Genomic DNA, 24,862 nt, shown 5'->3' on the forward strand with positions numbered 1-24,862 from the left:
GAAATTGAGACAGCACGTGAGCGTAAAGAAGAAAAAGCAGAAGAATACGATGCAAGTCAAATTCAAGTTCTTGAAGGACTAGAAGCAGTTCGGAAACGGCCTGGAATGTACATTGGTTCAACCAGTGCACAAGGTCTTCACCATCTTGTGTGGGAAATTATTGATAACGGGATTGATGAAGCTTTAGCGGGCTTTGCGAATAAAATCAACGTGATTGTTGAAAAAGATAACAGTATTACCGTGACTGATAATGGCCGTGGAATCCCAGTCGGAATTCAAGCTAAGACCGGTAAACCAGCCTTGGAAACAGTTTTTACAATCTTACATGCTGGTGGTAAATTCGGTGGCGGCGGATATAAAGTCTCTGGTGGACTTCATGGTGTGGGTGCCTCAGTTGTTAATGCGTTATCAACTGAATTGGATGTCCGAACCATGCACGATGATAAAGTCTATTATATGGATTTTACACGCGGTAAAGTGAAGACTGCCATGACGGTTATTGGGGATTCGAAGCCCCACGAACATGGAACTATCGTGCATTTCTTACCAGATGCAGATATTTTCCAAGAAACCACAATCTTTGATATTAAAACTTTACGGACACGAATTCGTGAACTGGCATTCTTGAATAAAGGATTACGGATCACGTTAAAAGATATGCGTCCTGAAAAGCCTACGGAAGATGATTTCTTATACGAAGGCGGAATTCGCCACTATGTTGACTATCTCAACGAAGGTAAAGATGTTCTTTTCCCCGACCCAATCTATGTTGAAGGGGTGGAAAAAGGCATTACAGTTGAAGTCGCAATGCAATATACAGAGGGTTATCAAAGTAAACTCTTGACCTTTACCAACAACATTCATACGTATGAAGGTGGGACTCATGAAGAAGGCTTTAAACGGGCTTTAACACGGGTTGTTAATGATTATGCGCATAAGAGTGGCATGTTAAAGGACAATGAGGATAATCTTTCTGGTGATGATGTGCGGGAAGGTTTAACAGCCGTTGTCAGTGTAAAGCATCCTGATCCTCAATTTGAGGGTCAGACGAAAACTAAATTGGGTAATTCTGATGCCAGGACCGCCGTTAATGATGTATTTGGGGAACATTTCAATAAGTTTTTGATGGAAAACCCTGATACTGCTCGGAAAGTGATTGACAAAGGTTTATTGGCATCAAAAGCCCGAATTGCTGCTAAACGAGCACGTGAAGTGACCCGGAAAAAGAGTGGTCTCGAAATTAATAATTTGCCTGGAAAATTGGCCGATAATACGTCCAAAGATCCATCAATTAGTGAATTATTCATTGTCGAGGGTGATTCTGCCGGTGGTAGTGCTAAGCAAGGACGTTCCCGTTTAACGCAGGCCATTTTGCCAATTCGAGGTAAAATTTTAAACGTTGAAAAAGCAACTTTAGATCGTGTTTTGGCTAATGAAGAAATTCGGTCACTGTTTACAGCCCTTGGAACTGGTTTTGGTGAAGAATTTGATGTCACGAAGGCTAATTATCATAAATTAATTATTATGACCGATGCCGATGTCGATGGTGCGCATATTCGAACATTATTGTTGACCCTATTTTATCGTTACATGCGACCAATGATTGATAAGGGCTATGTTTATATTGCCCAGCCACCTCTATATCAAGTTCGTCAGGGTAAAATGATTCGTTATATTGATTCTGATGAAGAATTGCAAGAAGTTTTGGGACAGTTGCCACCAAGTCCGAAACCAGCAATTCAACGATACAAAGGTTTAGGTGAAATGGATGCTTCTCAATTATGGGAAACAACTATGAATCCTGATAATCGTCGTTTGTTACGAGTATCTGCTGAAGATGCTGATGCAGCCAGTGGGGATTTTGAAATGTTGATGGGCGATCGTGTAGAACCCCGTCGGAAATTCATTGAAGACAATGCTGTCTTCGTTGAAAACTTAGATGTTTAATTTAGGATTGGAGGTTAACTAATTTGTCTGATGAAGAAAATATTGGGACTCGAGTAACGGATGTCAATTTGAGTCGAGAAATGCGAACATCCTTCCTAGATTACGCGATGAGTGTTATTGTGGCACGAGCTTTGCCTGATGTGCGTGATGGTTTAAAACCAGTTCATCGTCGTATTTTATATGGAATGAGTGAACTGGGTGTGACCCCAGAAAAGCCATATAAAAAATCAGCCAGAATTGTTGGGGATGTCATGGGTAAGTATCATCCTCATGGTGACTCCGCAATTTATGAATCCATGGTGCGAATGGCGCAAGATTTCAGTTACCGTTACATGTTAGTTGATGGTCATGGTAACTTTGGTTCTGTTGATGGTGATGGGGCTGCCGCAATGCGGTATACCGAAGCTCGATTGAGTAAGATTGCCGTTGAAATGCTGCGCGATATTAATAAAAATACCGTTGATTTTCAAGATAATTATGATGGCACAGAGCGCGAACCAAAAGTGTTACCAGCTCGTTTTCCTAATTTACTTGTCAACGGTGCAACCGGAATTGCAGTTGGGATGACCACTAATATTCCGCCACATAATTTGGCCGAAGTGATTAGCGCAATTCATATTTTGATGGATAATCCGGAAGCAACCACTGCTGATTTGATGGAGGCTGTACCTGGACCTGACTTCCCAACCGGTGGTGTGGTTATGGGTAAATCAGGAATTCGTAAAGCTTACGAAACGGGTAAGGGAACCATTATTATTCGGGCTAAAGTTGATATTGAACAGGAAAAGAGGGGCCGTGAAAAAATCGTGCTTACTGAACTTCCTTACATGGTCAACAAGGCTAAGTTAATTGAACGAATTGCTGAATTAGCTCGTGACAAACGAATCGAAGGAATCACAGACGTAAACGATGAAACTGACCGTGAAGGTATGCGGGTTGTGATTGATATTCGTCGTGATATGAGTGCTTCAGTTGTTTTGAACAATTTGTACAAAATGACTTTGATGCAGACAACATTTAGTTTTAACATGTTGGCCATTGTGGATGGGGCGCCAAAAGTGCTTAGCTTAAAGCAAATTTTGACCTACTATTTAAAGCATCAAGAAGAAGTTATTCGCCGACGGACTGAGTTTGATTTAAAGAAAGCTCAAGCGCGAGCTCATATTCTTGAAGGGTTACGAATTGCGCTAGATCACATTGATGAAATCATTTCGATTATTCGTAATTCCGAAACTGCCGAGATTGCCAAAGATCAGTTGATGAGTAACTACTCATTATCTGACAAACAATCGCAAGCTATCTTGGATATGCGTTTGGTTCGTTTAACGGGCTTGGAACGTGAAAAAGTTGAAAATGAATACACCAAATTAATGACTGATATTGCTGATTATAAAGATATTTTGGCTCATACAGAGCGGATTAATCAGATTATTTATCAGGAATTACTTGATATTCAGGATAAGTTTGGTGATAAACGCCGAACCGAGTTACTTGTTGGTGAAGTGCTTAGTCTTGAAGATGAAGATTTGATTGAAGAAGAAGATGTCATGATAACCTTGACTCATAATGGGTATGTTAAACGGATGCCACAGTCTGAGTTTAAATCTCAACGTCGTGGTGGTCGTGGTGTTCAAGGAATGGGTGTGCATGATGATGATTTCATTGAGCATCTGGTTTCTAGTTCTACCCATGATGTGTTGTTATTCTTCACAAATGCCGGCAAAGTATACCGCATGAAGGGGTATGAAATCCCTGAATACGGGCGAACAGCTAAAGGTATTCCGGTCATTAACTTGTTAGGAATTAGTGCGGGTGAAAGTATTCAGGCCGTGATCAATGCTGGTCAGAATCACGAACAAGAAACGGAGCGTTATCTGTTCTTTACTACACTAAAGGGTGTTGTCAAACGGACCCCCCTAAACGAGTTCTTGAACATTCGAAGTAATGGCTTAAAAGCGATTAATTTGAAGGATGATGATGAGTTAATTAACGTGGTTATCACGAATAATAAACAAAACATCATTATCGGAACACATAGAGGTTATGCAGTTAGTTTTGCAGAAACTACAGTTCGTTCCATGGGTCGTTCAGCAACTGGTGTTCGTGGTATTCGTTTACGAGATGAAGACTATGTGGTTGGGGTTGATCTATTGCAACCAGAAAGCAAAGTTCTCGTCATTACTGAAAAAGGATATGGTAAACGAACATTAGCTAGTGAGTATCCAATCAAGGGTCGTGGCGGTAAAGGTATTAAAACTGCGAATGTCACAACGAAGAACGGACCATTAGCTGGCTTGACCACCGTAACTGGTGAAGAGGATATCATGTTGATTACCGATCGTGGCGTCATGATTCGTTTTGCCGTTGATTCTGTCCCAGAAACGGGTCGAGCAACCATGGGGGTTCATTTAATTAAAATTGATGAGGACTCAAAGGTTGCCACAATGGCTAAAGTAGATCATGAAGACGATGAAGAACCTGATGATTCAACACAATCTTCAACGACCGACACCACTGAGCAAGCTCCAGAAGAAAGTTCATCTGAAAATTCTTCAGAAGAATAATTAAATTAATAAAATAAATCCCAATAAACGACGTAACTTAGTTATGTATCGTTTTATTGGGATTTTTGTTTATTGCGTTGCACAAGTATAAATGCTATAATTTAAGTTCGTGAGTAACTATTAATTTAGAAGCTCTCCTTGCTTTCTTAAATTGTTAAGGAAGCCACTTAGTCCATAAGGAGGTGTAAAACACATGGAACAAAAATCATACGAAATTACTTATATCATTGCTCCAGATGTTGACGAAACAGCTAAGGCTTCCTTAGTAGAACGTTTTGACAAGATCTTGACTGACAATGGTGCAGAAGTGGTTGATTCAAAAGATTGGTCCAAGCGTCGTTTTGCTTATGAGATCGGTGGATACAATGAAGGTATCTATCATGTCGTAAATGTAAAAACAAGCGATGACAAAGCTTTAAACGAATTTGACCGTATTTCAAAGATTACTGACGGTATCTTACGTCACATGATCGTTGTACGTTAAAAATAAACAGAAATAATAATTCAGAAAGGAGTCATTGTTTATGATAAACCGAACAGTTCTTGTTGGACGCTTAACCAGAGATCCCGATTTACGATACACCAACAGCGGTGCTGCAGTCGCTACCTTCACAGTGGCAGTTAATCGTCAGTTTACGAACGCTCAAGGAGAGCGTGAAGCCGATTTTATTAACTGTGTGATTTGGCGAAAAGCTGCAGAGAACTTCTCTAATTTTACCCATAAAGGCTCGTTGGTTGGAGTAGATGGACGGATTCAAACCCGTTCGTACGAAAATCAACAAGGCGTCCGAGTATATGTTACAGAAGTTGTTGTTGAAAACTTTTCATTGTTGGAATCCCGTGCTCAATCTGAGCAACGTCAACAGCAAGGTGGCAATACGGGATTTCACGACAATGCTCCTCAATCATCCGGTAATAGCAATCCGTTTGATGCTGGGCAAGGAAGTAACACTAATAGCAATAACAGTCAGAGCAGTAGCAATGGCAGTGCTTCTAGTGCAAGTTCTAATCCTAACGATCCGTTTGCAGATAACGGCGAACAAATTGATATTTCCGATGATGATTTACCATTTTAATCATTAGAGGAGGGATTTTCAATGGCTCAACAAAGAAGAGGCGGAAATCGTCGTCGTCGTAAAGTCGACTTCATCGCTGCTAACCATATCGAATACATCGATTATAAAGACACAGATTTACTGAAACGATTCATTTCAGAACGAGGCAAGGTTTTGCCACGTCGTGTTACCGGAACAAGTGCTAAGAACCAACGTCGTTTAACAATTGCAATTAAACGCGCACGGATCATGGGCTTACTTCCATTCGTTTCAGAAGAATAATTAATTCAGACTTTTCAAATCAATAGTGATTTGGAAGGTCTTTTTTAATCGCTTGAAAATGGGCAAACTAGCAGCATTATTTAGATTGAGATAGTACAGAAGTGTATAATAACAACGTCACAGCTTATTAAGGAGTTTCCGTATCTATAAAGGGATTAGTTAGTGACAGGCCACTCAAAATTATACCAACTTTTTATACAAAAATGCTTTATAATAATAGATAGTTAATACATAAAAAAAGGGGAACATGAATGTATCGGTATTTTATTCAACCACAACTAAATAAGGTGAATAACTCGCTTATTGGGTATGAATTACTGATCAGACGGCGGACTACTGATGGTTGGCGACCGCCTAAGCATTTTTCCGATATTCCGGTTTCAATTATCGCGGAGATGTTGACGGCAGCTACCAGTAGACTAGTGTTTAAAATCGGGTCAGTATCTGTCAATTTGAATCGCACACAAATGATGGATCCCAAAATCAATGCGGCTCTAATTCGCTCGCAAGATCAGTTACGTCCCTTAAAATTAAATGTGGAACTCACTGAAGAACCTGGGGATGAATCCATTACAAATGCTGATTTGAAACCGATGTTACAGCGATTTATTCAACGGGGGATGGAACTTTGTCTCGATGATGTTGGAACTGGTGATAATCAGTATGAAGAAATTCAAGAGTTGATCCCATATGTGAGTGAACTCAAATTTGCACTCCAGAACTTTGAGCAAAGTTTCCAAGATGCAGCGATTCAAGCAAAAGTTATTTACTGGCGGGATATTGCTAAAAAGGAAAATTTACGGTTCATTCTTGAAGGAATCGAAGATAAGGCTGATGATCAACTAGCCGATAAATTAAATATTGATTTGCGACAGGGCTATTATTATGGCAAACCTTATTTACTTAAAGTTAAACCAGATGATCCAGACTAAGTAAATTTTTTGGGGAAGAAGGACATTATTATGAAAGTCGTTATTGTTGGTTGTACGCATGCTGGTATTGCAGCGGCAACAGAAATTTTTAAAGCACATCCGGATACAGAGGTGACTATTTATGAGAGGAACGATAATGTCTCTTTTTTGTCATGTGGGATTTCTTTATATTTGAATGGCCAAGTTAAACGACTTGAAGATATGTTTTACGCAACACCAGAAGATCTTGCTAAACAAGGAGCTAAAGTTCGCATTAGACATGATGTGCTAAGCATTGACACTAAAACGCATCAACTTATCGTTGAAAATCTGGATAATAAAAAGGTTTTTACAGATAATTATGACAAATTAATTATGTCAACCGGTTCGTATGTTGTGGTGCCACCATTGATGGGAATTGATGATTCGCATGTTTTACTCTGTAAAAGCTATGAACAAGCTAAACAAATTTATACGTCAGCTCAAACTCATAAACACATCACAATTGTAGGTGGTGGCTATGTTGGGGTTGAACTGGCAGAGGCATACGCGGATACAGATCATGAAGTGACATTAATTCAATCGCACGGCCAAGTTCTAAACAATTATGTAGATAAAACTTTATCTGATCAAATTACAAGTTTGCTAAAAAAGCATGGGGTACATGTTTATTTGAATGAGCGGGTTGAAGCCTTTCAAGGTGACGATCAAAATGATAAAGTAATCATTCAAACTGATAAAACGAGCCATGAAGCAGATTTAGCAATTGTTAGTACTGGATTTATGGCAAACACTGACTTATTGCGTGGACAAGTTGATATGGACCGCCACGGAGCTGTTTTAATTAATGATTACTTGCAAACCTCTAATCCTGATGTGTATGCAGCTGGGGATGCTTGTATTTCACATTTCAATCCGGCACATAATGATGCCTACATCCCTTTGGCCACGAATGCAGTTCGTCAAGGAGCTCTTGCTGGTAAAAATATTTTTGGCGAAGTTCAAAAATATATGGGAACTCAAGCCACATCAGCCATGGAGTTGTTTGGATACACGCTGGCAAACTGTAGCGGGGGCTAAAAAAGAAGGCTTAAACGCAGCCTCAGTTGTTTATAAGGGCAATTATCGTCCAAGTTACATGCCAACAACAGACATGCTGACCATCGTGCTTGTCTATGATCGCAGTAATCGGCGAATTCTGGGAGCACAACTCTATAGCAAACATGAAGTTGCCCAATCTGCAAACACGATTTCGGTTTGTATTCAAAATAACAACACCATTGATGACTTAGCGTTTGTCGATATGCTATTCCAGCCACACTATGATGAACCATTTAACTATTTGAATTTGGTTGCCCAGTTGGCTATTGAACAGGAACGACAAGCTCAAAAGGTAAAATAGAAATTAGCATGACTCAAAAGGTGAAAACACCTAGTTTCAGGTCACATTTTGAATAGACAAGTTCATAAACTTAAGTCAAGCTGGGAAAACATTTCCCCAGCTTGTTTTTTTATGGCAACAAAAAAAGCATTAGCTTTGCACTAATGCCAAAATGATTAGTCAGTTTTTTACCCAACCTTTTGCAATTTTTGGGGTTCCTTTAAGAATAAATGACCAAGCAGCGCCAAAATTAAGAAAACGGCGGCGACACTGCAAACGCCTACCCAGCCTAAATGACTCCAAGCCAGAGTTGCGAAAAATGTTCCTAAAGAACCGCCTAAAAAGTAGCTAAACATAAAGACGGAGTTATTTCGACTGCTGGCTTCGAGACTCAAGGATTGGACAATAGCCTGATTGGAAACCTGACCAAACTGAGTTCCTAAATCGAGTAACACAATGCCTACAATTAAACCGATAAATAATTGGCCAATAAAAGCAAAAATAACAAAGGCTAACGTTGAAAAGAGAATCCCTAAGCCAATCGTCATTCTTGGCGAATAGGTATCAACTAAGCGGCCGATAATTGAAGCAAATAAGACACCAGTGATGCCCAATAAACCTAACAAACCAGCCACACCACTCCCGAGATGATATTGATCTGCTAAGTAGAAAGCAAGTGTTGACCACAAAACATTGGAAACACCAAACAGGCAAAAACCATTAATGGCGGAACCTTGTAAATGTTTTTCTTTAGCAAGAAGTTTGGGCAAGGAAGCTAGAACCTTGCCGTAATTCATTCTTTGATGTTGTCTTGGATCACGCGGCAAGTACAAGTGTAAGATCACCAACAAAATGGTACAGATGAACGCTGCAATTAAGTAAACGTACTGCCAGTCAAGAACGCTCCCCAACAATCCGCTGACCGAGCGTGAAAGTAAAATCCCTGTTAGCAAACCACTGAGGACATTGCCCAAAACTTTCCCTTGATGCAAGCTAGGGGCTAGATAAGCGGCGTAAGGAATTATAATTTGAGGTGCCACAGAGGTAATTCCCACTAGTAGGGAAGCAACGCCAAAAATTGTAATAGACGGGGCAAAAAAGGCCATGAACAACGCCAAAATTGAGAATCCCAACATCACCTGAATAAGATGATAGCGATTAAAGATGTCGCCCAACGGAACGATTAAAAGTAAGCCGAATGCATATCCCAGTTGTGTCAACATGGCAACCACACCGACTGTAGCTTTTGAAACTTGAAAACTTGTGGCAATGAGACCTTCAATTGGTTGAATATAATTTAAATTGGCCACAATGATCCCTGTGGCAAAGGCCATTAATAGAACTTTTTTTCCAGATAACTCTTTTTGTGAATCCAAATTTTTACCTTCTTCGTTTGAATGAGTACTAAAAGTAGACGACTAGTTTTAGTTTAATGGCGGAAAAGGGTTTTCGATTCGCATAATTAACCAGTGAAATAAACGGTTATTTAACATGTTGTGACCTCCGTAATCAATTTAGTTTAAACAAAAATGTCACTTTCGTAAAGCATTGCCGAGTTTTTGTATTAGGAGTCGTTACCGATCTGTAAAGTAGTGACGGTTCTTTGTCAGGGGTCTTTGTGATAAAATAAACCTAGTACACAATTCGAGGAGAAACTATGAAAAAATTACGTTTAGCAGAAAGGATTCCGGTGTTTATGCGGAATCCCCGCTTACGCTTGTTGGCAATCTATATTATTTTGTTATCACTCGTTGGCGCGGGAGTTGCGTTTTATTATAACTGGGTATTGGGAGTCGTCTTATTGGTACTTCTCATTTTGGGAAGCATTTTTATTAGCGACACTTTTCATCGTGTGAATGAAGAAACCACAAAGTACATTTCTGATCTGTCATTTCGAATTAAACGTAGTGAACAGGATTCACTATTGCGCATGCCACTGGGAATTTTGATTTATGGGGATGAAGACCAAGTCCAGTGGGTTAATCCGTATATGCAGGGCTATTTAAGTGATAAAGATGTGCTTGGAAAAAAATTAGTTGATGTCGATAAAGACTTGGCAAAAATGTTAGCAGATCACCGGGATGAAAAAGGGACCGTTCCCGTTGTTTGGGGGGATCGTCGGTTTACCTTACTGGTTGAACAAGATAGCCACGTTTTGTACTTAATGGACATTACCAAGTATGCCAAGATTGAAGAAGCCTACGATAATTCGCAGGTCGTCATTGGTCAAGTTTTCTTGGATAACTACGATGAAGTCACGCAATCTATGGCCGATTCGGATGTTTCCAGTTTGAGCAGTTTTGTGACGAATCAAATTTCTAGCTGGGCTCAAGAGTTTGGCATGTATTTAAAACGAGTTGATGATGATCATTTTTTTGTTTTGATGTATGCGGAAGTCTTGCAGAAGGTTGAAGCTGATAATTTCAAGCTTCTGGATACGATTCGGGAAGCAACCTCTAAACAAAACTTTCCAATCACCTTAAGTATTGGGATTGCATATGGCGATCAAGATTTAAACAATTTGGCTGACTTATCACAAAGTAATTTGGATTTGGCGTTAGGACGTGGTGGTGATCAAGTTGTTGTCAAGTCACCAGATGGCCAGGCCCGATTCTATGGTGGTAAGACTAATCCAATGGAAAAACGGACACGAGTTAGAGCACGGATGATTAGTCAGGCGGTTACTGAATTAATGTCGCAAGCTGATCAAATTTTTGTGATGGGGCATCAGCAGTCTGATATGGATTCTTTAGGAGCCTGTTTAGGAATTCGCCGGATTGCCCAAATGAACAACCGACAATGTTGGATTGTGCTCGATCAAGATAACCTGCATTCTGATGTGCGGCGTTTGTTAACGTCTTTGGAAGACTATCCTTCTATCAAGGAGTCCATTATTACGCCTGAAGCGGCTTTAGAGAATGCCAATAGCCAAAGCTTACTCATTATGGTTGATCATTCTAAACCATCATTAACGACGGCTCCTGAGCTTTACAAGAAGCTTGAAAATCGAGTTATGATTATTGATCATCATCGCCGAGGCACAGAATTTCCAGAAAATCCGGTTTTGGTTTATATTGAACCCTATGCTTCTTCAACGTGTGAACTCATTACAGAAATGTTTGAATACCAGTCTAAAGATAGTGAACCAATTAATGAAATTGAAGCAACTGGGATGTTAGCCGGAATTGAAATTGATACTAAGTCCTTTACCACAAAAACTGGGACGCGGACGTTTGATGCTGCCAGTTATCTACGATCAGTTGGTGCTGACGAGAATCTCATTCGCCACTTTATGAAGGAAAACGTTGATAGTTATCTGCAGCGCAACCACTTAATTGAGTCGGTGGAATTTATTAATAAGAATTTAGCAGTTTGTGTTGGTGAAGATGATCGGGATTATGATCCGGTTACTGCCGCACAAGCAGCCGATTCCTTGTTATCGATATCAGGAATTGAAGCGTCGTTTGTCATTACGCGTCGATCGAAAAAACAAGTTGGTATTTCAGCGCGTAGTGCGGGGGATGTTAACGTCCAGCTCATTATGGAGCAAATGGGTGGCGGCGGTCATTTAGGTAGTGCAGCAACTCAGATTGAAGGTCAAAGTGTTTCTGAAGTTAAAGCGACCTTAACTGAGATTTTAGAAAAGAAAAATGATACAGAAAATGAAGACGATGAAAAGGAGTGAATCTGATGAAAGTAATTTTTTTGGAAGATGTTAAAGGTAAGGGTAAGCGCGGGCAGGTCAAAGAGGTTCCTGATGGTTACGCGCAAAACTTCTTAATTAAAAATCATAAGGCTGAATTGGCAACAAAAGGTGCTTTGAGCAGTTTGAAAGGCCAACAACGTGCTGAAGAAAAACATGAAGAAGAAATTTTAGAAGCCGCTAAGCAATTAAAGGTCACTTTAGAAGATGACAAGACAGTTGTCGAATTGACTGCTAAAGCAGGCACTGATGGCCGTTTGTTCGGTTCAATTCCTAGTAAACAAATTGCCCAAGCATTAGATAAACAGTTCGGATTAAAATTAGATAAACGTAAGATTGAACTCACCCAACCAATTCGCTCAATGGGATACACGAATGTACCAGTTAAGTTACATCCACAAGTAACAGCCAAAATTCGTGTTCATGTTGCAGAAAAATAATAGCAATAATTGTTTTGTGGTGAAGTTGGCTGTCTGATTACAGGTTAGACAGACACAAATTTGTTTAGGAACATTTCCTAGTCATCAGAGGTAAGAACATGGATAATGACATTTTAGAAAATCAAACACCGCCACAAAATAGTGATGCGGAAAAAGCCGTTTTAGGGGCAATTTTCCTTGATTCCGATGTGTTAGTTGACGCAATGGAATATTTAACCCCAGAAGACTTTTATCAACGGGCACATCAAATCATTTTTCAGGCGATGGTTTCGCTAAATGATGAAGATGAGGCCATTGATGTCGTCACAATGAACAATAAACTAACCGCTCAAAATCAATTGGATGATGTGGGTGGCGTAAGCTACATTGCAGAATTGGCGGCTTCGGTACCAACTGCAGCTAATGTGGTTTACTACGCTAAGATTGTGCAAGAAAAGGCCATTTTACGACGGTTAATTAAAGCTGCCACTAAGATTGTGACCAAGAGCTATCAACAAGATGAAGATGTCGGTACCGTTTTAGATGAAGCAGAACGTGAAATCACGGAAGTTTCAGAAAATCGTAATCAGTCTGGGTTTAAGAAAATTTCCGATGTTTTGACCGATTCCATGACCGAGATTAACAAGCTCTACCAAAACGGAGATGAAATCACTGGTTTATCAACAGGTTATAGTGAACTGGATAAAATCACGGCGGGTTTACATCCAGATGAACTTTTTATTCTAGCTGCCCGGCCTGCCGTCGGAAAAACGGCCTTTGCTTTGAATATTGCACAAAATATCGGTACCAAAACCGATAAAACAGTGGCTATTTTTAGTTTGGAAATGGGCGCTGATCAACTGGTTAACCGAATGCTTTGTGCGGAAGGTAGTATCGATGCCAACCATTTGCGTACTGGCCAACTAAATGAGGAAGAGTGGCAAAACTTAGTCATTGCTATGGGTAGCCTTGCAAAAGCCAATATTTATATTGACGATACTCCGGGAATCAAAATGGCAGAAATTCGAGCCAAATGTCGTCGCTTGGCCAAGGAACAGGGCAACTTGGGTTTAGTTGTTATTGATTATTTGCAATTAATTGAAGGCTCTGGTCAAGAAAACCGACAACAGGAAGTTTCAGCGATTTCGCGACAACTAAAAAAACTGGCTAAAGAATTAAGAGTACCTGTATTGGCACTTTCACAGCTTTCTCGTGGCGTGGAACAACGTCAGGATAAACGACCTGTTTTGTCTGATATTCGTGAATCTGGATCAATTGAACAAGATGCGGATATCGTGGCGTTCTTATATCGTGAAGATTATTACGATCGGGATGAAGACGACGATAGCGACAATCAGAATTCAGCTCCACAACAAGAGGGTGAACCTGATGTCGGACCGGTTGAAGTCATTATTGAGAAAAACCGAAGTGGGGCACGAGGAACCGTAAAACTGTTATTTGTGAAATCATATAATAAGTTTGCCCCAATTGCGTATGTACCAGATAATAATTAAGTAGTCACAAAAAACAGTTTTGCGTAGCTCTTCGGAACCTTATGTGAAACTGTTCATTTATGCACTTTTTTAAGTTAATTTAAGTTAGTTTTTACAGGAAAGGAGAGGACGATGAAGGAATTAAAATTACGGTATTTACTCTTGGGATCCATGGTAGATAGTATTGGGATGAGTTTTGTGTGGCCCCTGACAACGGTTTACATGCATAACATCTTGGGTCATTCACTCACAATTGTGGGAATTGTGCTCTTACTAAACTCAGTTGCAAGTATCATTGGTTCTTTTACAGCGGGACAATTGTTTGATAAACATGATGGTTACTACCTATTACTGGGTGGGATTGTTTTCACGGCATTAAGCATGTTGGTACTTGTGTTTTCAAATAAATGGCCAGTCTATCCAATTATGCTTGTTTTGATTGGCTTAGGAACCGGTTGGATTATGGCATTTGTCAACGCTCTAGGAACCACGGTGCATAGCCGCGATGGGCGCTTTGTGTTTAATATGATTTATTTTGTCCAAAACCTGGGCGTCATGGTTGGTACTGCAATTGTTGGAATTATGTTTAAAGATAATGTTGCGCCGTTATTTGCAGTGGCCACTGCCTTATATGTTGTTTTCTTCTTCGTAGCTGCGCTAAATTATCATGTGAAACGGGAAATTCCAAAGAGTCAGCATCAAATGGATCCTGATGCGAAAGTGGCTTCCAAGACCGAAAAGTTACCGCATATCAATTCAGTTGTGATGTATACCTTGTTTATTAGTCTATTTTTAATTTGGATTTTTTATCAACAGTGGAACAGTAATATTTCGGTTTACATGTTGAGTCTGCATATTCCGTTAAAAAATTACAGTTTCTTATGGACAGTGAATGGGTTCTTCATTTTAATTGTGCAAGCTTTACTAAGTTGGCAAGGTGGAAAGATTTTCAAAGATCCTTTTCATCAAGTCTATTTTGGTATGTTATTTTTAATTGCTTCTTTTGTCATTTTGGTTTTCGCCAAACAGTATATTGCATTTGTGCTTGCAATGATTATTTTGACAATTGGCGAAGCAGTTACCTTTCCACAAATTCCGGCAATTGCTAATCTCTTATCACCATATGGGATGAAGGGACGCTATCAAGGATTGGCAAGTTCGTTTCCATCAGCTGGCCGTGCATTGGGTCCGCTAGTAGGAAGTCTAATTATCGATACCCTCTCATTTGTTTCGTTGTTTGTGGTTGCGGCTGTAATTATTGCTTTAATTTTGTTTGTTAATATTGCAATGATTGAGCGGAGTAAGCATGAGTTAACGGAATACAATTAAGTTGATAATCTTTGTCAGTACTGAAAAGTACTGATTTTTTTGTTTCAGATGAAGTTAATTATTTGGGGAAATTGTAGATCAATGAAGTGGGCAGATTCAAATAATTGTAATCGTTTGTAATATTTTGAAAGGAGCTTGTAAATAGATTTAAAAATGTTCGTATTGTGTGCATGTTAAGATGTTACTTGTTATGATGATAAGAAATAAGTTAACCGAAAGGGCGTCTATGATTAAAACAAATTTTAAACATGCACTTGTTCTTGAAATTGGAGTCGCTGGAATTACATTAGGATCAGCTAGCGTGGCCAGCGCTAATGCGAACGATGGTGGTAATCAACAATATTCTGCTACTCAAACTGCCGAAAATAGTCAAACTGTACAAACAATGGTGAAGACCAGTTCCACCGGAAACAGTGCTGTAGTTTCAGAGGCTTTAAGTTTAGCCAAGACGCATATCCCTTACGTTTGGGGTGGCGAATCAAGAAGTGGCATGGATTGTTCTGGTTTCACAGATTGGGTTTACGCACATGCGGCTGGAAAATCGTTAGGTCATTACACGGTTGCTCAAGAAAGTCATGTGACAAAACAGACTGTTGCACAAGCACAACCGGGCGATTTATTATTCTGAGGATCGCAAGGGGCAAGTTACCACGTGGGAATCTACATAGGTGATGGTAAATATGTTGCCGCTCCTTCCCCCGGCCAATACGTGTCAGTTCAGTCACTTAGCAGTGGCTTTATGCCTAGTTTTTCTGGCCATGTGATTTAGTAATTAAAATTAAAAAAATGATTTGCAAAGTTCAGTTTGGCTCTTCTTTGCAAATCATTTTTTTAATTACATAAAAATTGCCAACAAGATGGCGATGGCTCCCGGTAACGCTTCGTACCAGAAGAAACGTTTTGAAAAAACAAAACCTTCGTAAATTCCGTTTAGAAGTACAAATAGATTTAAGAAAATTAACATATACTTCATTGGGCCACTAGGGACAATGATCAAGGTCAAGATAATAACTAATCCAATAAAGCCACTGAACAAACCAAGATTTTGAATAAATCTTTGTATCATAGCATTTTTAACAATATTTACTGGGATGTTGAAAAATTTACCAACGACTTCGTAGGAAGCAAATAGTTCTATATATAGAAAGTAAATATGTGCTAAAGCAATAATTAGACTAACTAAAACAGCAATTGTTGATATCATGAAAGGACTCCTAACTTAATAAAAGGTATACATCCAATTATAGAGAATTTGGTGAAAAATATCATGAAAATTATATAAGAGTGAAATAAAGAAATTAAGTATATCCAAATACATTTATAGTTTAAATCCTTCCTGCTGATGTTAAATTGAAGCACAATTTTTTACTATAAAGGGACTAGACACGTTACCGAAACGTCCATTTGAAAAGTTTTACCAAATATGAGATTTTTATTTTAACAAAGAAACTTTTCTAAAAAAATTAAAAAAGTACACAATATTATGCTAACATATTGAAAATTATCGTTAGCTTTATTAGCCTTAGTGTGAGTAAGGACGAAGTATGATTAACTTCACTTAAATTAAATGCTTTCGGGACTTATATTACAAAAAGATGACATGAACCTGCGTGAAGGTCAATGAATATAAATGTTGTTGAAACATAACTGAAACAATTGGAGTGTATTGTACTAGGTAGATTAAAAACACAAGGAGAGCAAACACATATGACATTAAGAAATAACGTAACAAAATTCGCAGTAGCATTTATGGCCGCATTATTCTTTGGTCTTACATTGCTAGTTACAGTATCCCACGCCGATCAAATTTATACAGTTAAATCAGGCGACACACTTTCAGGTATTGAATATAAGTTTAATAATGATACTAACTACAACAAGTTAGCAAAAGCAAACAAAATTAAGAACGTTGATTTTATTTACGTTGGTCAAAAGTTATTGCTTAAGAGCGACGGCGAAATTAAAGCAGCTACTAAGAAAGAAGTTGCTACTGTTCCCGCAACACAAAGCACAACTTCAACAAGTTCGAGTAGTACAACAAGTAGCTCATCATCTGCTAAAGCATGGATCGCTAACAAAGAATCAGGCGGTTCATATACAGCACGTAATGGCCAGTACGTTGGTAAATACCAATTAAGTGCTTCATACTTAAATGGTGATTATTCAGCTGCAAACCAAGAAAAAGTTGCTAACTTATACGTATCTTCACGTTACGGTTCATGGTCAGCTGCTAAAGCATTCTGGCAAGCAAATGGCTGGTACTAAGATAAAAATATAACCACTAAAAAATCGTCCTTCATTAGAAAGGACGATTTTTTGTATACTATGAATATAGTTGAACCTCAACCTAACTTGATTTTACTTTCAGCTAGGGCTTGGTCAATTACATGCATGACAACTTCATCTTGGCGTAACTGTTGTTCGGCAAATTTTAAGTCGTGAGAATCCACAATCTTCGTAAATTGCAGGAATTCTTGGAACATACGATGTGGATGAACTTTAACGTCGACGATTTGTGATTGCTGATTGCGTAATTTAATGGTGTAGTGGTCCAAAACATTAGTAGGGCCGCTTACCACGATGGATCCTTCAGTACCTTCAATCGTGGTTGTCAAAGGCGCATCCACGTCTTTTGCCCCGATACTGACAACTTTAGTTTTTGGGTAGTTCATTATTAAAACGCCGGAAGTATCGATATGACGTTCGACGTTAGCTAGATAGTGAACTTCGGTAGGTGCCCCTAGTAGGCCAACAATGAAATAAATATTATAAATATTAAGATCCATTAAGGCCCCACCACCCAGTTTGGGATTGAAAGCTGGCAATACGGTTCCTTTACGAAAAGCATCATAACGCGAGGAATACTGCGAGTAATTGCAAGAAATAACTTTAATGTTTCCCAGTTTCGATAAATCGGCTTTAAGCTGCTTGTAGTTAGCTAAGTATTGATTTGTGATCGCTTCTAAAAGAATTAAGTGTTTTGATTCTGCCAGGTTAATTAATTCAGTTAACTGTTGCTCGTTTAACGTAAATGGCTTTTCACAGATGACGTTTTTTCCGGCCTCCAACGCGGCCTTGGCAAACTGAAAATGTAAGGCATTAGGTAAACCAATATAAGCAGTATCTGTATCGGTTGCTAAGCACTTATCTAAGTCGGTATAAATTTCATCAATATGAGCTGTTTTTTGTAATTTTTGCATGGCAGGCACATCTTTTTCTTGACCAAAAATAGCGTTGACGACAAGTCCAGGTAGATCGTCTACAATAGATGCAAAATCATTGACGATTTTACCGGCACCAAAAATTGCTAGTTTCATGATTTGAATCCTCCTAATGACATTGTTTAATTCCTTGTTCTAACATCTTGATTTGTTGGATAGTTTCTTCATCTTTAATGAGTTTCTTTTGACCTTCAGCCAAAGTTGCGTAAACGCCAGCATAGACGCGACTGTAATCGCCGTTGATGGTGACGACCTTTTGTTCATGGTAGTTTTGATTATCATCATAGTAAGTCAAAGTGCCATAGTCTTCTGGACGGTCAATCCCAAAATCTTCGTGATTCGGCATGTAAAATAGCTTTAAATGTTCCTCTTGGCGATCCATACGTTCCTTGACAAACATGCCTTTTTTACCATAAACAACAAAACTTGGTCGGGGTTTAATCCGAAAGTAACTGGAAGCCACACGAACCTTCATTTGACCATAATACATGCTGATATCAAAGTAATCATTCATATGACCGCTCCCTAACAACTGGCGCACATCATAATGAACGGTATCGGGATTACCAAAAAAGCTGAGAACTTGATCCAAAGTGTGACACCCGTGCCCATAAAGAAAACTATTGATTTTACTGAACCCAGGAGCTTGCTCAGGAACTTCTGGACGGTAATAGTCATAGTTGGACTCAACTTCCAATAAGTCGCCCAGAAGGCCACTGTTGATGACTTTTTGAACCGTCAAGAAATCTGAATCAAACCGTCGATTTTGGTAACATTGAATAAAGAGATGTTTTTGTTTGGCCAAATCAAATAACTCGCGGGCTTGGTCTGCGGTTTCGGCAAAAGGTTTTTCCACGACGACATTTTTTCCATGGCTCAAAGCGTCCTTTGCTGTGGCATAATGGAACTGACTAGGAGTTGTGACGACAACCAATTGAATTTCTGGATCGTTATAAATATCGTCCAAACTGGTGGTGTAGTGCACATCAGGAATTTTAGTCCACCGAATTCTGCCACTGGGTGAATAAATTGTTTTGACGTTAAATCGATCCTTGAGTTTTAAAATAAAAGGTAGATGGTAACGATTGGGGCTTTTACCATTGCCAATATAAGCAACATTAATCATTTAAAATGACCTCCTAAGTTTGATAAATTCAGTATAGGGAGTTCAGCTGAATAAAAGCTATTGATATTGGCAGATTGGCCGAAAGTATCAGTATTATTGAGATGAGGAGCCAGTTTATTAAACATTTGGGCCAAAAATTAGGAACTTTAGTAACTGTAAAATTAAAAAAGGAGTGGTTAATTTGGCGCTACTTGAGCGATTAGATCAACAACCTGATTTAACAGACAACGAAAAACGAATTAAGACGTACATTGAAAGCCATTTGACGGATATTCCAGCCATCACGGTTGAACAGTTGGCCGCTGACACTTACACGTCGCATTCTGCCATTGTGAGGTTGGCTAAAAAACTGGGCTATGGAGGTTTTCGGGAATTAAAACTGGCTGCTAGCGATAGCCTGACTCAGCAATTGGTTTCTTTAGGGGCAGTAGACGCTAATTTTCCGTTTAATCCCACCGACTCGGTTACGACGATTGCTAAAAATATGGCAAATTTAACCAGCATAGCGATCAAACGTGCCCAAGCCCAGATTGACCCGCGACAACTTGAGCAGGCGGCCCAGCGATTACTAGATGCTAAACGCCTTTTCTTCTTCGGTCGTGGTGATTCCCAGATTCGAGCCCGCAGTTTTCAAAATAAATTAATTAAGCTTGATATTTTTCCCGTCATTGCCGAAGAGTATGTAAATGAGAGATGGGTCGTTTCCAACATTCACAAAACGGATTGTGTTTTGTTTATATCATATGGGGCAAACATTCCAGAATATACGCAGATTATGGCTTTTTTGGAAAAAAAGCAGGTACCGACAATTTTATTGACTGGCAATCGCCAGATTAAAGTACGTACCAAAAATAAATTAACCATTGTTTCTACGCAAGATGAAAACGAAAATGAAAGTAAAATTGGTACGTTTGCTTCTCAAATCGCATTTGAATATATTTTGGATACTTTGTTCTCTATTATGTATGGACATGCCTATACAAAGAATTTATTGAATCAACGACAAACCCAAGAATTATTAAATACAGATGACTTATTCTAAAATGAAGCTAAGTTGTAAATAAATGAAGTAAAGACTATAATGATCGCGCACGACTGAAATGGGGTAATAAAATTGATTGATGATGAAATGAAACTAACTAACCAACTTTGTTTTTCGGTTTACAATGCGAGCCGATTATTTACAAAATTCTATCAAAAAGCGTTGAAACCGTTTGGACTAACCTACCCACAATACTTAGTGTTACTTTCCCTTTGGCAACAAGACACGCAAACCTTACATGAGTTGGGGGATAAGCTGCATTTGAGCAGTAATACATTAACGCCACTTTTGAAACGACTTGAAGGCTCAGGCTGGGTACAACGGATCCAACCGGATGATGATCATCGCCAATTGGTTATTAAATTAACGAATCTTGCTAAGCAACAGGAAATGGCTATTTATAAGGCAATTGGCGATTGTGCAAGTCACGAGGCGTTTGATATTAAGGAATACGAAGACGCCTTAAAAATAAATAATAAGCTAGTTGATCAACTGAAAGCAATTTTGGCATAAATTGCTTTTTTTCTACATCAGATTAGTCGTGCACGATTAAATTAACGCTAGGAGGAATTTTTATGAAAAAATATGACATTATTTTTGTTGGAAGCGGACATGCAAATTGGCATGCTGCGGTTACCTTAAGTCAGGCTGGTAAAACAGTCGCCATTGTTGAAAAGGATAAAATTGCAGGAACTTGTACAAACTATGGCTGTGATCCTAAAATTTTACTAGATGGCCCATTTGAACTTTTAGATCGGTTAAAGCAGTACCAAGGGATTGGGATCTCGGATGCTCCTAAAGTAGATTGGTCAGCTCTAATGGATTATAAACATAAGGCAATTGATCCATTGCCTATTCAAATGGCAGGCTTATTTAAACAATTGGGTATCGATGTTTTAATGGGTGAAGGAAAAATAACTGGTGAACATACTGTGTCAGTTAACGATCAAGAATTTGAAGCTCAAAATATTGTGATTGGGACTGGTCAGCGGGCGGCTAAACTGAATATCCCTAGTCAAAATTATTTGTATGATAATCGTGATTTCTTGGATCTTAAACAGATGCCACAACATATTACTTTCATTGGCGCTGGTGTTATTTCAATCGAATTTGCAACAATGGCAAGTGAACTAGGAGCTACCGTAGAAATTGTGGAATTCACAGACCATGCTTTAGGTGCGTTTGATCAACAATCTGTGGCTAAGCTTATTCAAAAATTGAAATCAAACGGAGTTCAATTTAACTTCAATGAAGCAGTTACTGAAGTTAAAAAAGATGGTGATCAGTACAAAGTTTTGACGAATAAAGAGCGTACCATTACTACCGATTACGTGGTTGATGCCACTGGCCGGATTGCTAATGTTGAAAATCTCGGTCTTGAGAACGTTGGTATTAAAACAACCCGTGGTGGCATTGTGGTCGATGATCATTTACGGACAGCCGTTAAAAATATTTATGCGAGCGGCGATGTGATTGATAAAAAGATTCCGCGTTTAACCCCGACAGCAACTTTTGAATCTAATTATATTGCCCAACAAGTATTAGGAAGTACAGAGGAAATTAAGTACCCCGCTATTCCAAGTGTGGTTTATAGTTTACCAAGAATTGCCCAAATGGGAGTTACACCTAAAGAAGCTGAGCAGTCGCCCCATTACCATACGCAAAAGTTACCTTATGGGAAACAACTCTTATTTCAATATAAAAATGAGTTAGATGCTGAGATTACATTGGTTTTTGACCAAGAAAACTACTTGGTGGGAGCTAGCATTTATGGAAATGATGCTCCTGAATTAATTAATTTAATTGCGTTTATCATTGATGATCGTTTATCAGCCAATCAACTGAACCAAAAGATTTTTGCTTTCCCAAGTGCCTCAATTGGTATCATTAGCCTTATTAGTACAATGCTTCATCAAGATTAAAAAAGAAGGAGAAATTATTTCTCCTTCTTTTTTTGGCTCAAAGCAAATATTTGCATAATCACTTGTGTTCCTGTATAACAGTACGAGTATAAAAAAACAGCAATCACGGCTACGAATAGCAGCATGATTACTGATTAATTGGTATTTATGGGTGGTCAGGGGATCGAACCCTGGACCCACGGATTAAGAGTCCGTTGCTCTGCCAGCTGAGCTAACCACCCATATCATTAACCGACTTAAGTATATTATCATATATTTTTAGCATTGGCAACCCCGGCTGCCAAACTTTTCCATGAATCTAGCTAAGAATTTTGAAATGTAGTTTATTCGTTTATAGTTGTTGTTCTTCCACGTATTTACGGTATAGTGGTAAATGTTTTATCAATTCTTCATGGGTTCCTAATCCAGCTACAGTGCCATCTTTGATAAAGTAAATTTGATCTGCATCTTTAATAGTTGAGAGTCGATGTGCTACAATCACAATTCCTATTTGGCTACGTAAATTATTGATAGACTGTTTGATAAATTTTTCCGAGTCACTATCAAGTGCGGACGTGAATTCATCCAGAATCAGTAATTCGGGTCGGTGCAAGAGGGCTCGTGCTAACATTAAGCGCTGTACTTGACCACCGGATAAATTTGCGCTATGTTCTTCAATCGGTGTATCTAAACCCTTAGGTAATTTAGCGATGAAATCAGATAGGTAGGCCTGTCTTAGAGCGTTCTGAATTTCCGCATCCGAAATTTGATGATCATTTAAACCAAAGAGTAAACTTTCGCGCAGAGTTTGACCAATAACACTTGTCTGTTGAGGGACATAGCCAATTTTTGCACGCCAGCTCTTTAAGTTCAGCTTGTCGATATTGCAATTGTTAAGGAGAATCTCACCTGAAGTTGGCTCGTAAAAACGTTCTAGAAGCGAAATAATAGTTGATTTCCCACCACCGCTGGGCCCGACTAACGCAGTTAACTTGTTGTTTTTAAAAGTTAAATCTAGGTCTTTCAAAGTTTCTTTGGCCGCATGATATGAGAAGTTCACGTTTTGAAAATTAATTGAACTGTTTTTCAAGCTAAAATTGATTTTTCCTGAGTAATTTTCTTCCTTTAAATCTAGCAAGTCAATCAAGTGTTTAGCAGCTCCATTGCTAGCTTGAAAATCATTTATAACGTTTCCGACGTTGGCAAATGGTGTGATGATCTGAAAGACAAACAAAAGAAATGAAATTAAAGTGCCAATTGTAATTGTTTTGACTGAAACTAAATAACCACCAAATCCAAAAATAACTAAAATAGTCGCCATGATGACTGTGGTGACGAGCGGATCCATAATGGAATTAATCTTCGCAATTCTGATTCCGAAAAGATAGAGAGCAGTCACTTCTTGCTTAATCTTACCTGTAGTTTCTTGTTGAGCATTGGAACTTTTCAAAAGCTTAATTTCGGAAAAATAGTTGGTCAGTTGACCGACTAAACCATTGGACTTGGCCTGGCTCGCTTCATAAGTTTGATTGGTAACATTTGAAATTGGTGAAATCACGATCATTAGAAGGACTAAGGCGCCAAAAACAACTAAAGTTAACTGCCAACTCATGATACACAAGAAAAATAAAGCACCAATTACGGAAGTTAAGCCACTAACTACATTTGGCAGTAAGCTGGATAAAAGGCGACTGATCGTTTCGGTGTTCGTGACGACGCTACTAGCCAAATCACCAGAAAGATTGTTTTCCAGATATTCTTGTTTTACATTCAGAAGGTGGCTACTAACCTTTTCACGAATTTGTTTAACAGTTCGTTCAGCTAAACGAGTTAACAAGTAATAAGAAATGGCAGATAGAATTGCTTGAATAATTAGCGTTGCTCCCAGAGCTAAAATGTTAGGTAAATTAAATTTGTTTTCAAAATTATCGATTAGCTGTTTTGCCTGAAGTGGCATATACAAAAGAATTGCTGCTGAAGAAACTGATAAAGTACTGGCAAATATGATTTGAGATTTACTAATTGATAGACCTTTTAATAATTGTATGAGTTTACTTTTTTTCATGAGTATCCCTCCAATAAAGTATGAATAGACGAAAAGACGGACGTAGTCTGAGAAATATACTGTTTTTCTAAAATTGAATTTCGTTCAAGCGCTTCATCTTTTGTTACTATATCTAAGAAGCCAAACTGACCATCTGATCTCTTGTTTAGAGTAAAAACATAGTTTAATGTTTTTTGAACAATTAATGAAAAATCAAACTCGTCTAATAGCAATACGATTTCTCCAAAAGTGAAATAGTCTCGTGAATTGTATGATTGAAATGCTAATGAGGCCATTAGATAACAGTTTTTTGATAGATAGATGGTTACAATTTTATTATCAAATTGCATAAGATAAGCAATAAACTTTTCGATTTCCTCAGAGGTTGCTTTGTATAAAAATATTTTATTATTGTTTAAAATAACTTTTTTAAAATTTTTTCTT

20 protein-coding genes, 1 tRNA gene and 2 pseudogenes are annotated in these 24,862 nt (G+C 38.6%); 16 read left to right on the forward strand and 7 right to left on the reverse strand.

Going from position 1 to position 24,862, the window contains the following annotated elements; all coding sequences use genetic code 11:
• The first annotated feature begins 3 nt into the window (after positions 1-3).
• From gyrB to PPA04_RS04840, 7 genes and pseudogenes are all read left to right on the forward strand, one after another.
• Positions 4-1,947: a DNA topoisomerase (ATP-hydrolyzing) subunit B gene (gene gyrB, locus PPA04_RS04810; RefSeq protein WP_057784142.1), complete on the forward strand. Its 1,944-nt coding sequence runs from the start codon at positions 4-6 to the stop codon at positions 1,945-1,947.
• Between the two features lie 80 nt (positions 1,948-2,027).
• A complete protein-coding gene (gene gyrA / locus PPA04_RS04815) occupies positions 2,028-4,511 on the forward strand; it encodes a DNA gyrase subunit A (RefSeq protein ID WP_057784140.1) in 2,484 nt (827 codons plus the stop codon).
• A gap of 193 nt (positions 4,512-4,704) precedes the next feature.
• Positions 4,705-4,995 (forward strand): 30S ribosomal protein S6, encoded by a 291-nt coding sequence (rpsF, locus tag PPA04_RS04820; RefSeq protein WP_057784114.1) that lies wholly within the window; start codon positions 4,705-4,707, stop codon positions 4,993-4,995.
• Positions 4,996-5,035: 40 nt separating this feature from the next.
• Entirely contained in the window at positions 5,036-5,587 is a 552-nt protein-coding gene (gene ssb / locus PPA04_RS04825; protein WP_057784112.1) for a single-stranded DNA-binding protein, read from the forward strand.
• Positions 5,588-5,608: 21 nt separating this feature from the next.
• Positions 5,609-5,848: a 30S ribosomal protein S18 gene (gene rpsR, locus PPA04_RS04830; RefSeq protein ID WP_057784110.1), complete on the forward strand. Its 240-nt coding sequence runs from the start codon at positions 5,609-5,611 to the stop codon at positions 5,846-5,848.
• Positions 5,849-6,099: 251 nt separating this feature from the next.
• A complete protein-coding gene (locus PPA04_RS04835; RefSeq protein WP_057784108.1) occupies positions 6,100-6,780 on the forward strand; it encodes an EAL domain-containing protein in 681 nt (226 codons plus the stop codon).
• 30 nt (positions 6,781-6,810) lie between these two features.
• Positions 6,811-8,161 (forward strand): annotated as a pseudogene (locus PPA04_RS04840) (FAD-dependent oxidoreductase).
• Positions 8,162-8,328: 167 nt separating this feature from the next.
• Here the strand turns inward: PPA04_RS04840 and PPA04_RS04845 are convergent.
• Complete coding sequence (locus tag PPA04_RS04845) at positions 8,329-9,516, reverse strand: MFS transporter (RefSeq protein ID WP_057784105.1); 1,188 nt, start codon at positions 9,514-9,516, stop codon at positions 8,329-8,331.
• Between the two features lie 281 nt (positions 9,517-9,797).
• Between PPA04_RS04845 and PPA04_RS04850 the strand changes: the two genes are divergently transcribed.
• From PPA04_RS04850 to PPA04_RS09880, 5 genes and pseudogenes are all read left to right on the forward strand, one after another.
• The gene (locus tag PPA04_RS04850; protein ID WP_057784103.1) at positions 9,798-11,825 is read left to right on the forward strand and encodes a DHH family phosphoesterase; all 2,028 of its coding nucleotides are present in this window, start codon (positions 9,798-9,800) and stop codon (positions 11,823-11,825) included.
• 5 nt (positions 11,826-11,830) lie between these two features.
• Complete coding sequence (rplI, locus tag PPA04_RS04855) at positions 11,831-12,283, forward strand: 50S ribosomal protein L9 (protein WP_057784101.1); 453 nt, start codon at positions 11,831-11,833, stop codon at positions 12,281-12,283.
• Between the two features lie 98 nt (positions 12,284-12,381).
• Complete coding sequence (gene dnaB, locus PPA04_RS04860) at positions 12,382-13,776, forward strand: replicative DNA helicase (RefSeq protein ID WP_057784099.1); 1,395 nt, start codon at positions 12,382-12,384, stop codon at positions 13,774-13,776.
• Positions 13,777-13,887: 111 nt separating this feature from the next.
• Complete coding sequence (locus PPA04_RS04865) at positions 13,888-15,084, forward strand: MDR family MFS transporter (protein ID WP_057784098.1); 1,197 nt, start codon at positions 13,888-13,890, stop codon at positions 15,082-15,084.
• Between the two features lie 385 nt (positions 15,085-15,469).
• Positions 15,470-15,853, forward strand: a pseudogene (locus PPA04_RS09880) (C40 family peptidase).
• Between the two features lie 66 nt (positions 15,854-15,919).
• Here the strand turns inward: PPA04_RS09880 and PPA04_RS04875 are convergent.
• Entirely contained in the window at positions 15,920-16,288 is a 369-nt protein-coding gene (locus PPA04_RS04875; protein WP_057784096.1) for a DUF1304 family protein, read from the reverse strand.
• Positions 16,289-16,791: 503 nt separating this feature from the next.
• Between PPA04_RS04875 and apf the strand changes: the two genes are divergently transcribed.
• On the forward strand, positions 16,792-17,349 hold the full coding sequence (gene apf / locus PPA04_RS04880; protein WP_057784094.1) for an aggregation-promoting factor: 558 nt from the start codon (positions 16,792-16,794) through the stop codon (positions 17,347-17,349).
• A 77-nt stretch (positions 17,350-17,426) separates the two neighbouring features.
• Here apf and PPA04_RS04885 read toward each other — a convergent pair whose 3' ends face one another.
• Positions 17,427-18,401 (reverse strand): Gfo/Idh/MocA family protein, encoded by a 975-nt coding sequence (locus tag PPA04_RS04885; RefSeq protein WP_057784092.1) that lies wholly within the window; start codon positions 18,399-18,401, stop codon positions 17,427-17,429.
• A 13-nt stretch (positions 18,402-18,414) separates the two neighbouring features.
• On the reverse strand, positions 18,415-19,431 hold the full coding sequence (locus PPA04_RS04890; RefSeq protein ID WP_057784090.1) for a Gfo/Idh/MocA family oxidoreductase: 1,017 nt from the start codon (positions 19,429-19,431) through the stop codon (positions 18,415-18,417).
• A 181-nt stretch (positions 19,432-19,612) separates the two neighbouring features.
• Here PPA04_RS04890 and PPA04_RS04895 point away from each other — a divergent pair, with 181 nt between their 5' ends.
• The 3 genes from PPA04_RS04895 to PPA04_RS04905 all read left to right on the forward strand — a co-directional run bounded on the left by PPA04_RS04895 (position 19,613) and on the right by PPA04_RS04905 (position 22,395).
• Positions 19,613-20,473 carry a MurR/RpiR family transcriptional regulator gene (locus tag PPA04_RS04895; RefSeq protein WP_057784088.1) on the forward strand — a complete coding sequence of 287 codons (861 nt, stop codon included), beginning with the start codon at positions 19,613-19,615 and terminating at the stop codon, positions 20,471-20,473.
• Positions 20,474-20,548: 75 nt separating this feature from the next.
• Complete coding sequence (locus PPA04_RS04900) at positions 20,549-20,986, forward strand: MarR family winged helix-turn-helix transcriptional regulator (protein ID WP_084254236.1); 438 nt, start codon at positions 20,549-20,551, stop codon at positions 20,984-20,986.
• A 62-nt stretch (positions 20,987-21,048) separates the two neighbouring features.
• A complete protein-coding gene (locus tag PPA04_RS04905) occupies positions 21,049-22,395 on the forward strand; it encodes a dihydrolipoyl dehydrogenase family protein (RefSeq protein WP_057784086.1) in 1,347 nt (448 codons plus the stop codon).
• Between the two features lie 148 nt (positions 22,396-22,543).
• Here PPA04_RS04905 and PPA04_RS04910 read toward each other — a convergent pair.
• From PPA04_RS04910 to PPA04_RS09555, 3 genes are all read right to left on the reverse strand, one after another.
• Positions 22,544-22,616, reverse strand: a tRNA-Lys gene (locus PPA04_RS04910).
• Positions 22,617-22,726: 110 nt separating this feature from the next.
• Positions 22,727-24,439, reverse strand: coding sequence for an ABC transporter ATP-binding protein (locus tag PPA04_RS04915; RefSeq protein ID WP_057784084.1), 1,713 nt, complete (start codon positions 24,437-24,439; stop codon positions 22,727-22,729).
• On the reverse strand, positions 24,436-24,862 hold a 427-nt coding region (locus PPA04_RS09555; RefSeq protein WP_186806950.1), incomplete at its 5' end, for a hypothetical protein. The genes PPA04_RS04915 and PPA04_RS09555, both read right to left, overlap by 4 nt.

Origin of the sequence: Pediococcus parvulus (genome assembly GCF_007990205.1) — a bacterium.
GTDB classification, from domain to species: domain Bacteria; phylum Bacillota; class Bacilli; order Lactobacillales; family Lactobacillaceae; genus Pediococcus; species Pediococcus parvulus.